The organism is Phenylobacterium sp. 58.2.17, from assembly GCF_026411515.1.
GTDB lineage: Bacteria > Pseudomonadota > Alphaproteobacteria > Caulobacterales > Caulobacteraceae > Phenylobacterium.
On sequence record NZ_JAPMTQ010000031.1, the window covers coordinates 21,630 to 34,378 of the forward strand.

The following is a 12,749-nucleotide window of genomic DNA, read 5'->3' on the forward strand; positions in this document are numbered from 1 at the left end:
GCTTGCGGCGTCGGAAGTCACGGGATTGTTGGTGGCGACTCGCATAATCGGTGGCCTCAGATGTCGCAGCCGATCCGCCTTGGCCTGTTCTACGCGGCCCTGTTCGTGGGGACCGGGGCGAGCTCGCCCTACATCCCGGTCTGGTTCGCCGCGCGCGGCCTCTCGGGCGCCGAGATCGGCCTGATCCTTTCGGCCCCGATGCTGGCGCGGGCGGTCACCGCGCCGGCCATCGCCATGTGGGCCGACAGCTTCTCCCTGCGCCGCACGCCGCTGATCCTTATGGGGCTGGCCGTGGCGCTGGCCTACGGGCTGCTGGCCGCGCCGTTCGGTTTCGCCTGGTGGTTCGGGGTCTGGTTCCTGGCCAACACCATCCTCTCGACCATGATTCCGCTGACTGACGTCATCGTCTTCCGGCGGGCCGGGCGCGACGGGTTCAACTACGGCTGGCCGCGCGGCATCGGGTCGGTGGCCTTCATCATCGCCAACGTCACGGTCGGGGCGCTGCTGGCCCGCTACTCGCCCGAGCTGGTGCTGGTCTGGATCACCGCGGCGGCCATGCTGGCGGCCGGCGCGGCGCGCGGCCTGCTGCCGCCCGACCCGGTGCGCGAGGGCGGAGCGGCCAGCCGCCTCTCCGAGCGCCTGGCCGGTCTCGGCGAGCTGCTGCGCGACCGGAACTTCATGCTGGCGGTGGTGTCGGTCGGGCTGATCCAGTCGGCCCACGCCTTCTACTACTCGTTCTCGACGCTTTCCTGGAAACAGCAGGGCATGCCGGAGAGCTGGACCGGCCTGCTGTGGGGCCTGGCCGTGGCGGTCGAGGTCGGCTTCATGTGGTTCATGGAGCCCTGGCGGCGACGCATCGGCCCGCGCAATCTGCTGGTTATCGGCGGGGCCGCCGCGCTGGTTCGCTGGACGGCGCTGGCCTTCGCCCCGCCGCTCTGGCTGCTGCTGCCGATCCAGGCGCTGCACACGTTCACCTATGCGGCGACCTTCCTCGCCTCGCTGCAGCTGGTCGAGAAGCTCTCGACCCCGGCCAACGCCTCGGCCGCCCAGACCATCAACTCGGCGCTGTCGGGCGGGCTGCTGATGGGGGCGGCGACCATCGGCTCGGGCTGGTTGTTCGACATGGCCGGCGCCAAGGGCTACCTGGCCATGGCCGCGATGTCGGCGCTCGGCCTGGTCGGCGCGCTGCGCCTCTACGGAGTCCGCCGGCTCGACCCCTAGACCCTGTCCTGGTTGGCTTGAAACAAGCCGACCAGGATGAACAGGGTCGATTCTTTGAGTTTGGAGCCCTTACCCCACGACAGTCTTGCGGCCCGCCGCCAACGGGCGGCTAATCCCTGCAACAATGATTGGGGAGTGACGCATGCGGGCTCTGGAAGTCGCCGCGCCGTGGGGTTTCGACGCCTTGAAGCTAGTTGAGGCGCCCGATCCGACGCCGGGGCACGGCGAAGTGCTGGTCCGCATGAAGGCGGTCTCGCTGAACTATCGCGACATGCTGATGGTCAATGGCATGTACAGCCGCGGCTCGGCCACGGCCGGCGGGACCATCACCCCTTTCTCGGACGGCTGCGGCGTGGTCGAGGCGGTCGGCCCGGGCGTCACCCGCGTGGCGGTCGGCGACCGGGTCGCGACCCTGTTCTTTCAGCACTGGACCTCGGGGCGTCCGACCCTGGAGAAGCTCACCTCATCGCTTGGCTTCCCGATCCCCGGCGCCGGCCGCGAACTGGGCGTCTTCAGCCAGGAAGGCGTCTCCAAGGTTCCCGACTTCCTGACCGATCAGCAGGTCGCGACCCTGCCATGCGCGGCCCTGACCGCTTGGCGCGGCCTCTTCGAAGACGCCCGGCTGGAGCCTGGCGACACGGTGGTGCTGCAGGGCACCGGCGGGGTCTCGATCTTCGGGCTGCAGTTCGCCAAGGCGGCCGGCTACCGCACGGTGATCACCTCGTCCTCGGACGAGAAGCTGGCCCGCGCCAAGGAACTCGGCGCCGACCACCTGGTCAACTATCGTGCGACCCCGGATTGGGCGGGCGCCGTGCGCGAGGCGACCGGCGGCGTCGGGGCTGACTTCATCATGGAGGTCGGCGGCGCCGGCACCATCCAGCAGAGCCTCAAGGCCGTCCGCATCGGCGGCCACATCGCCATCATCGGCGTGGTCGCAGGGGCCGGCGAGGGGGTCAATCCCGGCGTCCTGATCGGCAACAGCGCCCGACTTCAGGGGCTGTCGGTCGGCTCGCGCGAGATGTTCGAGGCCATGTGCCGGGCCATCGAGCTGCACCGGATCGAGCCGGTGGTCGACAAGGTTTTCCCCTGGACGGATGTCGCCAAGGCGTTCGCCGCCATGCAGGGCGGGGAGCATTTCGGAAAGATCGTCCTGCAGTTCTGACAAGGAGGCAGTCGATGCGTACGACGGGCATCAATCACCTCGCCCTGGTTTGCCGCGACATGGAGGAGACGGTCGCCTTCTACGCCGGCGTCCTCGGCATGCCGCTCTACAAGACCGTGGCCCTGCCGGACGGCGGCCAGCACTTCTTCTTCGACTGCGGCGGCGGGGATTCCGTCGCCTTCTTCTGGTGGCCGGACGCGCCGCCCGCCGCGCCCGGGATCGCCTCGGTGAAGGCCTTCCCCGAGGCGCCGAAGTCGGCGATCGGCTCGATGAACCACGTCGCCTTCAACGTGCCCGAGGAGAAGCTCGACGAGTACCGTCAGCGCCTGGTCGATGCAGGCGTGAAGGTGCTGCCGAACATGGTGGTCAATCACGACGACAGCCCGATGGGCGTCAGCGCCGAGAACCACGAAGGGGTGTTCTTCCGCTCGGTCTACTTCACCGATCCCAACGGCATCATGCTGGAACTGGCCGCCACCACCCGCGCCTTCGGTCCTGAGGACGTCAAGCATACGCCGGCCCGCGCCGTCCGGGCGGAGGCGTAGGGGCCATGCCGCGCCTGCGTCAGATCCCTCGCGCCGAGGCCGATCCCAAGGTTCTGCGCAGCTACGACCTGCTGTTCGGCGACCGCGACCCGGTGGCCGAACCTGGCACCAGCACGGGCACCCCCGGCGACTGGTGGACTGTGTTCGCCAACGTCCCGGACGTGCTGGAGCACTGCAACCGCGGCTTTGCGCTCTATCGCAGCCCCGACCGCAAGCTCGACCCGGTGCTCCGCGAACTGGCCCAGACACGCGTCGGCTTCACCAAGGCCAGCCAGTTCGTGTTCTCGCAGCGCTGCAAGTCTTTGCGTGGGCTCAAGGTCTCCGAGGACCGCATCGCCGCCATACCGCACTGGCAGGTGGCCGATTGCTATTCGGCTGAGGAGCGGGCGGTGCTGGCCTATGCCGACTGCCTGTCGCTGCAGGCCGGCCGCACGCCCGAGCCGGTGTTCGAGGCCCTGAAATCCTTCCTCAGCGACCGCGAGATCCTCGAACTGACCTACATCACCTGCATGTACGACATGCACGCGGTGATGAGCCGGGCCCTGCGAACCGAGTGGGACGACCGCGACGACCCCATCGTCGAAGTCGCCGCGCCCGAGGACTTCAGCGGCGCCGACTTCCTCGACATCGGTCGGCGGCCGTAGCGCCACCACCGATCATCCCGGCGAATGCCGGGAGCCCGCCTAGTGCTGGTTGGCCGGTTCGGCCGAGATCTCTTCGAGGGTCCGGCCGACGGCCTTGGCCCCGTAGTCCAGCGCCACGTCGCCCAGCGACAGGATGCCGGCGAGGCGGCCGTCGGCATAGACCAACAGGCGGCGCACCTGGTGCGCGCCCATCTTGGCGGTCGCGTCGGCCAGGTTGTCGTCGGCGTGACAGGACTGCACGTCGTCGGTCATGATGTCGGAGACCGGCGCGTCCAGCGCGCCGCCGTCAGCGACCACACGCACGACGATGTCGCGGTCCGTCACCAGGCCCAGCACCTTGCCATCCTCGGCGATCGGGATCACGCCGCTGTCGATCTCCGACATCATGCGGGCGATTTCCTTGACGGAGGTCTTCGGCTTGGCCGTGACGACCTGGGCGGTCATGACTTCGCTGACTTTCAAGACAGCTCTCCTTCCGTGGATGGAGGTGTTTGAACCCCAGCCGGCCGCGTCTGTTCCGTTCGGTAAGCTCGCGAAGGCGTTACTCACCAAGGGTGGTACCAGCCACACTCTCGATTGTGCTGGCCGGATCGAGGCCCTAGACCGCAGCATTCTTTAATTTACTGCCGCGAGGACCCGATGAAGTTCAAGAGCCTGGAGGACTGCCTCAACACCGTCGCGGCCGACAACGAAGGGCAGCCAGAGTTCCTTCAGGCGGTGACCGAGGTGATGACCAGCCTCTGGCCCTTCATCGAGCGCAATCCGGCCTATGCCGAACAGGGCCTGATCCACCGGCTGGTCGAACCCGAGCGGGTCATCATCTTCCGGGTGCCTTGGGTGGACGACAAGGGCGAGGTCCACGTCAATCGCGGCTACCGCATCCAGCACAGCTCGGCCATCGGTCCGTTCAAGGGCGGCATCCGCTTCCATCCGACGGTGAACCTGTCGGTGCTGAAGTTCCTGGCCTTCGAGCAGACCTTCAAGAACGCCCTGACCACGCTGCCGATGGGCGGCGGCAAGGGCGGCTCGAACTTCAATCCCAAGGGCCGCAGCCCGGGCGAGACGATGCGCTTCTGCCAGGCTTTCATCTCCGAGCTCTTCCGCCACATCGGGGCCGACACGGACGTGCCGGCCGGCGACATCGGCGTTGGCGGCCGCGAGGTCGGCTACATGGCCGGCATGATGAAGAAGCTCACCAACCGCGCGGACGCGGTGTTCACCGGCAAGGGCTTGAGCTTCGGCGGCTCGCTGATCCGTCCCGAAGCGACCGGCTACGGCACGGTTTACTTCGCTGAGGAGATGCTGAACCACGCCGGCCGTTCGATGGAGGGCCAGCGGGTCTGCGTCTCCGGCTCCGGCAACGTCGCGCAGTACGCCGTCGAGAAGGCGATGCAGATGGGCGCGCGGGTGATCACGGTCTCCGACTCCAGCGGCACGGTGATCGACGAGGAAGGCTTCACGCCCGAAAAGCTCGCCGAGCTGATGGAGGTGAAGAACCACTATTTCGGCCGGGTGTCGGACTATGCGGCCAAGCTGGGCCTGCGGTTCGAGCCGGGGATCCGTCCCTGGGGCGTGCCCTGCGACGTGGCGTTGCCCTGCGCCACCCAGAACGAACTTGGCCGCGAGGACGCCGAGGTCCTGATCGCTAACGGCGTCTTCTGCGTGGCCGAAGGCGCGAACATGCCTTCGACCATCGAGGCGGTGAAGGCCTTCGAAGAGGCCGGCGTGCTGTTCGGCCCGGGCAAGGCGGCCAACGCCGGCGGCGTGGCGACCTCGGGCCTGGAGATGAGCCAGAACGCCATGCGGCTTTCCTGGCCGCGCGTGGAGGTCGATCGCCGGCTGCTGGAGATCATGCGCGGCATCCACGCTTCCTGCCTGCGCTATGGCGAGCGGGCGGACGGCTCGGTCAGCTATGTCGACGGGGCCAACATCTCCGGCTTCGTGAAGGTCGCCGACGCCATGGCCGCGCAGGGGGTGATCTAGAGCGCGATCTAGGGGGCGGCGGTCACCCGCGCGGCCAGATACGCGGCCGGATCGCCCTCGACGGCGTCCGGCACGCTGGCCCCGACGCTGGTCGTGATCCCGCGCTCGCGAAGCACGCGCGCCACCGCCTCGCCCCGCGCCAGGGCCACGCGCAGGTCTGCGGCGCGAGGTCCGCGTGAACCGGGCGTAGCCAAACCCTCGACCTTGGCCGAGTTCAGACCCCATCGGTTCAGCACCCAGCCGATGGTCTCGGCGGCTTGCCGGCCGTCTGCGTCCAGCGCGCTCGTACCGTAGGCGAAGCGCACGGCCGGCAGCGGCGCCAGCGGCGGGATGATCCGCACTGGCGTCTGCGGGAGAAAGCGTTGGGCGGCCTGCTCGGCGGCCCGATACTCGGCGAGGTCGGCCGTTCCGTTCAGCACCACGCTGACCTCGAGCGCCTCGCCCTCGCGCCGCACCGACTCCACGCGGCCGACGCCGCCCAGCATGGCGCGCAGCTTCTGCTCCGGACCGGCCGGGGCGCTGGTCGGCGTGACTCGATTGGCCAGGGCGCCGCCGCTGCTGATCGCAGGCAGGACGCCGGTGGCGGTGACGATCTGCTCGATCTCGACATGGGCGCCGGTCTTGAGCTGGCGCGCGACCTCTTCCTGCGCGCCCGGAACGTACTTGCGGGTGACGACCACCGCCTGCACCTTGCTGGCCCCGCCGCGCTCGGTCTCGACCATCAGCTCTGTGATGTGCGGCGAGGCGTCGGCGAACGCCTCGGACACGACGCCGCGGACGCGGGTGGTCTCGCGCGCTTCGATGACGATGCTGCGCAACGACACCGCCAGCGGCACGCAGAGCGCGACCATGACCGCCAGCAGCGCCCAGGTCTCCCAGGCCCGCCCCTCGCGCGCCTGCGGCCGGAAGCCGTAGCGTCGGGCGACGCCGTAGACCGCCCCGAGGATCGACACCACGTTGGTCAGGAACAGCAGCATCGCTCCGCCGGCGATCTGCCAGTTGGCGGTGGCCAGGCCGTAGCCCACCACCGCCAGCGGCGGCATCAGGGCCGTGGCGATGGCGACCCCGGCGATCGCGCCGCCCTTGCGGTTGACGGTCAGGTAGGCCCCGACGAAGCCGGACAGCAGGGCGACGATCAGGTCGAGCAGGGTGGGGCGCGTGCGCGAGAGGATCTCCGGCGTCGCATCCTTCAGCGGCGAGACCCAGACGATCAGGACGGAGGCCGCCACCGATAGGGCCGCCCCGATCGCCAGGGTGGCGGCCGCGGACCGGAACGCGCGGGTGTCGAGCCGGGCGAGCGCCATGCCCATCGCCATGATCGGTCCCATCAGCGGCGAGATCAGCATCGCCCCGATGATCACCGCCACGGAGGACTGGAGCAGCCCGAGCGCGGCGATGCCGCAGGCGCTGAACAGCATGAAGCTGTAGGCGGGCGTCAGGCGGCCGGCCTCATAGATCTCAGCGGCCGCGACGCTGCGTTCACTGTCGGACAGAAGCCGGGCGGGCGGGGCGATCGCCTCACGGATGGCGTCGACCGCCTGGCCGATCCCGGATTTGGACGCCGCCATGCCGTTCCTCCTGACTCGCACCGCCACCATAACGCGCGGCGCGGAGCGGGCCAGGGACCTCAGATCGAGTAGTCGAGCTCGCCTTCCAGCCAGGCGACGATCTGCTCGGCCGCCTCGGTGGCCGACATCGCGGTGGTGTCGATGACGATCTCGGCGTTCTCCGGCGCCTCATAGGGGCTGTCGATGCCGGTGAAGTTCTTGAGCTCGCCGGCTCGGGCCTTCTTGTAGAGGCCCTTGACGTCGCGCTGCTCGGCGACCGCCAGCGGCGTATCGACGAACACCTCGACGAAATCGCCCTCGGCCTGCAGCTCGCGGGCCAGGCGGCGCTCGGCGCGGAACGGCGAGATGAACGAGACCAGCACGATCAGCCCGGCGTCGACCATCAGCTTGGCGACCTCGGCCACCCGGCGGATGTTCTCGACACGGTCCTCGTCGGTGAAGCCGAGGTCCTTGTTGAGGCCGTGCCGGACGTTGTCGCCGTCGAGCAGGTAGGTGTGGCGCCCGTCGGCGTGCAGCCGCTTCTCGACCAGGTTGGCGATCGTCGACTTGCCCGAGCCCGACAGGCCGGTCAGCCAGACCACCCGGCCGCGCTGGCCCTTGAGGGCGGCGCGGCTGGCCTTGTCGACGTCCAGCGCCTGCCAGTGGATGTTCTGGCTGCGACGCAGGGCGAAGTGCAGCATGCCGGCCCCGACGGTCCGGTTGCTGATCCGGTCGATCAGGATGAAGCCGCCGAGGTCGTGGTTCTCGGCATAGGCGTCGAACGCGATGGCTGCGTCGAGCGAGAGGTTGCAGACCCCGATCTCGTTGAGCTCCAGCCGCTTGGCGGCCAGGTGCTCGAGGGTGTTCACATTGACCTTGTACTTCGGCTCGGTGACCTGGGCCGAGACGACGCGGGTCCCGACCTTGAGCAGGTAGGGCCGACCCGGCAGCATGGCCTCGTCGTCCATCCAGACGATGGTCGCCTCGAACTGGTCGGCTGTCGGCGGCGGCGATCCGGCCTCGGCGATGACGTCCCCGCGCGAGATGTCGATCTCGTCCTTCAGGGTCAGGGTGACCGACTGTCCGGCCACCGCTTCGTCAAGGTCGCCGCGGAACGTGACGATACGGTCGATAGTGCTCTCGCGGCCCGAAGGCAGGGCCTTGATCTTGTCGCCCGGACGCACCGTCCCGGTGGAGATCAGCCCTGAAAAACCGCGGAAATCCAGGTTCGGACGGTTCACCCACTGGACCGGCATGCGGAACGGCTGCTCGCGCAGATCGTCCTCGACCGGCAGGGTCTCCAGCAGGGTCATCAGGGCAGGCCCCTCATACCAGGGCGCGGCCTCGCTGCGGCTGGTGATGTTGTCGCCTTTCAAGGCGGACATGGGGATTGCGGTGTAGTCCTTGATGCCGATCTGGGCGGCGAAATCGGCATATTCCTGCAGGATCGCGTCGTAAACCTGCCGATCCCAGCCGACCAGATCCATCTTGTTGACGGCCAGGACCACGTGCCGGATGCCCAGCAGCGAGACCAGGTACGAGTGCCGGCGGGTCTGGGTCAGCACGCCCTTGCGCGCGTCGATCAGGATGACCGCGGCGTCGGCGGTCGAGGCGCCGGTGACCATGTTGCGCGTGTATTGCTCATGGCCGGGGGTGTCGGCGACGATGAACTTGCGCTTGTCGGTCGAGAAGAAGCGATAGGCGACGTCAATGGTGATGCCCTGCTCGCGCTCGGCTGCCAGGCCGTCGACCAGCAGGGCGAAGTCGATGTCGCCGCCCTGGGTGCCGACCTTCTTGGAGTCTGCTTCGAGCGCGGCCAGCTGATCCTCGAAGATCATCTTCGAGTCATAGAGCAGCCGGCCGATCAGGGTCGACTTGCCGTCGTCCACCGACCCGCAGGTCAGGAACCGCAGCAGGCTCTTGCGCTCGTGCGCCGACAGGTACGCCTCGATGTCCTCGGCGATGAGTGCGGACTGGTGGGCCATCAGAAGTAACCCTCTTGCTTCTTCTTCTCCATCGAGGCGGCCTGGTCGTGGTCGATCATCCGGCCCTGGCGCTCCGAGGTCGTGGTGAGCAGCATTTCCTGAATGATTTCAGGCAGCGTGGCGGCGGTGGACTCGACCGCGCCGGTCAGCGGGTAGCAGCCCAGGGTGCGGAACCGCACCGACTTCTGCATCGGAACCTCGCCCGGCCGCAGCGGCATCCGCTCGTCGTCGACCATGATCAGCGTGCCGTCGCGCTCGACCACCGGTCGCACCTCCGAGAAGTACAGCGGGACGATCGGGATGTTCTCAAGGTGGATGTATTGCCAGATGTCCAACTCGGTCCAGTTGGAGATCGGGAACACACGGATGCTCTCGCCGGGGTTCTTGCGGGTGTTGTAGAGCCGCCAGAGCTCCGGGCGCTGGTTCTTGGGATCCCAACGGTGCTGGGCCGAGCGGAACGAGAAGATGCGCTCCTTGGCGCGGCTCTTTTCCTCGTCGCGGCGGGCGCCGCCGAAGGCCGCGTCGAAGCCGTACTTGTCGAGCGCCTGCTTCAGGCCCTCGGTCTTCCAGATGTCGGTGTGCAGCGCGCTGCCGTGGTCGAACGGGTTGATGTTCCGCTCGACGGCCTCGGGGTTCTTGTGGACCAGCAGCTCGAAGCCGAGCTCCCTGGCCATGCGCTCGCGCATCTCGTACATCGCCCGGAATTTCCAGGTCGTGTCGACGTGCAGCAGCGGGAAGGGCGGCTTGGACGGATAGAACGCCTTGGCCGCCAGGTGCAGCATCACGGCGGAGTCCTTGCCGATCGAATAGAGCATCACCGGGCGCTCGGCTTCGGCCGCCACCTCGCGCATGATGTGGATGCTCTCGGCTTCCAGGCGCTGCAGATGGGTGAGCGTTTCGGGAGCGATGGCGGGCGCCTTGGCCTGCATCAGGGCTGTACCTTGCACGTGAACCTCGGGCCTCACCCTGAATTCTAACAACGAAAAAGTCCGCCCGTCGCTGCTGACGCGCCGCGCGGATTGGCCCTGAGCGACGGCTTAAGGGACCCGGGGACCGATGACGATAGAGATTTACTGACAGGCCGCCGAGGAAAATGGAGCCGTCCGAAAACCGCCGAAGCCAGGCCGGTCATGTCCGAAAACCGCGAGACATGCGCCGCTCATAGGCCGATCATCGCCGTATGGATATGGATGACGACGCCTGTTACCGCGCCTTCCAGATGCGAGACGCCCGCTTCGACGGGCGCATCTTCAGCGGCGTGACGAGCACCGGGATCTACTGCCGGCCGATCTGTCCGGCCCGCACGCCCAAACGCGAGAACATGCGGTTCTATCGCTCGGCGGCCGCCGCGCAGGAGGCCGGGTTCCGGCCCTGCCTGCGGTGCCGGCCGGAGACTTCGCCGGACTTGGGGTCGTGGCGCGGCACGTCGAACACGGTGTCGCGGGCGCTGGGCCTGATCGAAGCCGGGGCCCTGGACAACGGCGACGTCGATAGCCTGGCCGAACGGCTGGGCGTTGGCGAGCGCCAGCTGCGGCGATTGTTCCAGCAGCATGTCGGCGCCTCGCCGGTCGCGGTCGCGCAGACCCGCCGGGTGCTGCTGGCCAAGCAGTTGCTGCACGAGACCCGCATGCCGATGGCCGAGGTGGCGCTGGCCGCCGGCTTCGGCAGCGTCCGGCGCTTCAACGAGACCTTCCAGCAGCTGTTCGATCGTCCGCCGGCCAAGCTGCGCCGGCTGGGCGGCGCGGAGGTGGCGGCCGGCGAGGGCGGGGCGGCGACCATCCGGCTGCCCTATCGCGCGCCCTATGACTGGCCGGCCATGCTGGCGTTTCTCAGCGCCCGATCGATCCCCGGCGTCGAGGCGGTGCGCGAGGGGCGCTACGCCCGCAGCCTGCGCGTCGGGGCGGCGCGCGGCGTGGTGATGATCGAGCCCGGCGAGGGCGACTATCTCAAGGCGACGCTGCGGTTTCCGAAGGTGGAAGCCTGGCCGGCGGTCATCGCCCGAGTGCGGCGCGTGTTCGATCTCGCCGCCGATCCGGCGGTGATCCAGGCGCACCTCTCCGAGGATCCCGATCTGGCGCCGCTGGTGGCGGCGCGGCCGGGCCTGCGTGCGCCCGGCGCCTGGGACGGCTTCGAGTTGGCGGTGCGCGCGGTGCTGGGCCAACAGATCACCGTGCAGGCTGCGCGGATGCTGGCCGGCAAGATCACCGCCGCCCATGGCGCGCCGCTGGAGGACGAGGCCGCGCATGCGCTCGGCCTGACCCATTTTTTCCCCGAGCCGGCCGCCTTGGCTCAGGCCGACGTCGAGACCCTGGCCATGCCCAGGGCCCGCGGCCGCGCGCTGGTCGGGCTGGCGGCCGCGGCGGCGGCCGACCCGGAGCTCTTCGGCATGCGTCGCAGCCTGGACGAGGCCGTCGCCGCGCTGCGCGCCTTGCCGGGGATCGGGGAGTGGACGGCGCAGTACATCGCCATGCGGGCGTTGCGTGAGCCCGACGCCTTTCCCAGCGCCGACATCGGCCTGATGCGGGCGCTGGAAGGCCCGGACGGCGTGCGTCCAACCGCCGCCGAACTGCTGGCCCGCGCCGAGCGCTGGCGGCCCTGGCGCGCCTATGCGGCCTCCCACCTCTGGGCGGCCGACCCGAAGAACCCGTCGGAGAGCAAGCATGCCAAGGCCGCCTGAAGTCCTCACCCTCGACCGAATGGCCACTCCGCTCGGCGAAGGCCTGCTGGTCACCGACGCCGATGGCTATCTGCGAGCCTTGGACTGGACGACGCACGAGACACGGCTGACCACGCTGCTGCGTCGCCAGAACCCTCCCGCCGAGCTGATCGGGGGCGGTGCGCCGGCGGCGATGCGCGCCGACCTGGACGCCTATTTCGCCGGCGACTTGACCGCCCTGGGCCGTATCGCCTGGCGCACGGGCGGGACGGCGTTCCAGCGCCAGGTCTGGACCGCGCTCTGCACCATCCCGGCCGGCGAAACCTTGACCTACAAGGGGCTGGCCGAGCGCATCGGCCGGCCGAAGGCGATCCGCGCTGTGGGCTTGGCCAACGGCTCCAATCCGGTCTCGATCGTCGTGCCCTGTCACCGGGTGATCGGGTCGAACGGCACGCTCACCGGCTACGGCGGCGGTCTTGATCGCAAGCATTGGCTGCTCAGCCACGAGGGAGCGGCTTTCGTCGACAACTGATCGACGCTTCATGACTGAAATTTCATGTTGCGACACATCGCCCGATCACAGCAGTCATCGTATAACGTCGCTCGCTGGAATCGTGTCGGACGGACGGGAGAGCTCCGATGCAGACCTTTACCGAGATCGTGGCGGCCGTGGTGGTGTCATCGTCCGCCGCGGCTTATTCGCATTTCGGCGTGACGCTGGACGCCCAGAAGGTCGAGAAACCTGTTCCGGCCGAGCGTACGGTCGCGCGGACGATCAGCCCCAAGACGCCCGCGAATCCCGCGCCGCGCGTGATCGCCAAGTCCGGCAAAGGACCGACCATGGTCCGCGAAATCTGTCCCGAAACTCGCGCCAAGCTGCTGCGGACCTAACGGCCGCAGCTCTCGCCGCCGATCAGTGCTTTGCCTCGGGGGCGTTCGCCGGTAATCCTTCGATCCTGGGCGCAATGATGAGGCGCGCGTGTGTTTGCGCGCCCGCCGGCAGGGG

The 12,749-nt window shown here is 68.6% G+C and carries 12 protein-coding genes; 8 read left to right on the forward strand and 4 right to left on the reverse strand.

Features of this window, described 5'->3' with window-relative positions; all coding sequences use genetic code 11:
* Positions 1 to 60: 60 nt before the first annotated feature.
* The 4 genes from OUA97_RS16740 (at position 61) to OUA97_RS16755 (ending at position 3,572) form a co-directional block, all read left to right on the forward strand.
* Entirely contained in the window at positions 61 to 1,221 is a 1,161-nt protein-coding gene (locus OUA97_RS16740) for an MFS transporter (RefSeq protein ID WP_267233166.1), read from the forward strand.
* 142 nt (positions 1,222 to 1,363) lie between these two features.
* Positions 1,364 to 2,383 (forward strand): zinc-dependent alcohol dehydrogenase family protein, encoded by a 1,020-nt coding sequence (locus OUA97_RS16745; RefSeq protein ID WP_267233167.1) that lies wholly within the window; start codon positions 1,364 to 1,366, stop codon positions 2,381 to 2,383.
* Positions 2,384 to 2,397: 14 nt separating this feature from the next.
* Positions 2,398 to 2,928 carry a VOC family protein gene (locus OUA97_RS16750; protein ID WP_267233168.1) on the forward strand — a complete coding sequence of 177 codons (531 nt, stop codon included), beginning with the start codon at positions 2,398 to 2,400 and terminating at the stop codon, positions 2,926 to 2,928.
* Between the two features lie 5 nt (positions 2,929 to 2,933).
* Positions 2,934 to 3,572 carry a carboxymuconolactone decarboxylase family protein gene (locus tag OUA97_RS16755; protein ID WP_267233169.1) on the forward strand — a complete coding sequence of 213 codons (639 nt, stop codon included), beginning with the start codon at positions 2,934 to 2,936 and terminating at the stop codon, positions 3,570 to 3,572.
* 39 nt (positions 3,573 to 3,611) lie between these two features.
* Here OUA97_RS16755 and OUA97_RS16760 read toward each other — a convergent pair whose 3' ends face one another.
* Positions 3,612 to 4,034 carry a CBS domain-containing protein gene (locus OUA97_RS16760; RefSeq protein ID WP_267233170.1) on the reverse strand — a complete coding sequence of 141 codons (423 nt, stop codon included), beginning with the start codon at positions 4,032 to 4,034 and terminating at the stop codon, positions 3,612 to 3,614.
* Between the two features lie 177 nt (positions 4,035 to 4,211).
* Here OUA97_RS16760 and gdhA point away from each other — a divergent pair, with 177 nt between their 5' ends.
* A complete protein-coding gene (gene gdhA / locus OUA97_RS16765) occupies positions 4,212 to 5,555 on the forward strand; it encodes an NADP-specific glutamate dehydrogenase (RefSeq protein ID WP_267233171.1) in 1,344 nt (447 codons plus the stop codon).
* A gap of 8 nt (positions 5,556 to 5,563) precedes the next feature.
* On the opposite strand, the gene OUA97_RS16770 is transcribed toward gdhA, so the two are convergent.
* Genes OUA97_RS16770 through cysD form a run of 3 tightly spaced genes read right to left on the reverse strand, consistent with a single transcriptional unit; the run spans position 5,564 to position 10,016 of the window.
* Positions 5,564 to 7,123 carry a DUF389 domain-containing protein gene (locus OUA97_RS16770; protein ID WP_267233172.1) on the reverse strand — a complete coding sequence of 520 codons (1,560 nt, stop codon included), beginning with the start codon at positions 7,121 to 7,123 and terminating at the stop codon, positions 5,564 to 5,566.
* 59 nt (positions 7,124 to 7,182) lie between these two features.
* The gene (gene cysN, locus OUA97_RS16775) at positions 7,183 to 9,087 is read right to left on the reverse strand and encodes a sulfate adenylyltransferase subunit CysN (protein WP_267233173.1); all 1,905 of its coding nucleotides are present in this window, start codon (positions 9,085 to 9,087) and stop codon (positions 7,183 to 7,185) included.
* Positions 9,087 to 10,016, reverse strand: coding sequence for a sulfate adenylyltransferase subunit CysD (cysD, locus tag OUA97_RS16780; protein WP_267233193.1), 930 nt, complete (start codon positions 10,014 to 10,016; stop codon positions 9,087 to 9,089). Before cysD ends, cysN begins: the two co-directional genes overlap by 1 nt.
* 251 nt (positions 10,017 to 10,267) lie before the next feature.
* Here cysD and OUA97_RS16785 point away from each other — a divergent pair, with 251 nt between their 5' ends.
* The 3 genes from OUA97_RS16785 to OUA97_RS16795 all read left to right on the forward strand — a co-directional run bounded on the left by OUA97_RS16785 (position 10,268) and on the right by OUA97_RS16795 (position 12,634).
* A complete protein-coding gene (locus OUA97_RS16785) occupies positions 10,268 to 11,764 on the forward strand; it encodes an AlkA N-terminal domain-containing protein (RefSeq protein WP_267233174.1) in 1,497 nt (498 codons plus the stop codon).
* Positions 11,748 to 12,275, forward strand: a complete 528-nt coding sequence (locus OUA97_RS16790) for a methylated-DNA--[protein]-cysteine S-methyltransferase (protein WP_267233175.1) — start codon at positions 11,748 to 11,750, stop codon at positions 12,273 to 12,275. Before OUA97_RS16785 ends, OUA97_RS16790 begins: the two co-directional genes overlap by 17 nt.
* 107 nt (positions 12,276 to 12,382) lie before the next feature.
* A complete protein-coding gene (locus tag OUA97_RS16795) occupies positions 12,383 to 12,634 on the forward strand; it encodes a hypothetical protein (RefSeq protein ID WP_267233176.1) in 252 nt (83 codons plus the stop codon).
* The last annotated feature ends 115 nt before the right edge of the window (positions 12,635 to 12,749 follow it).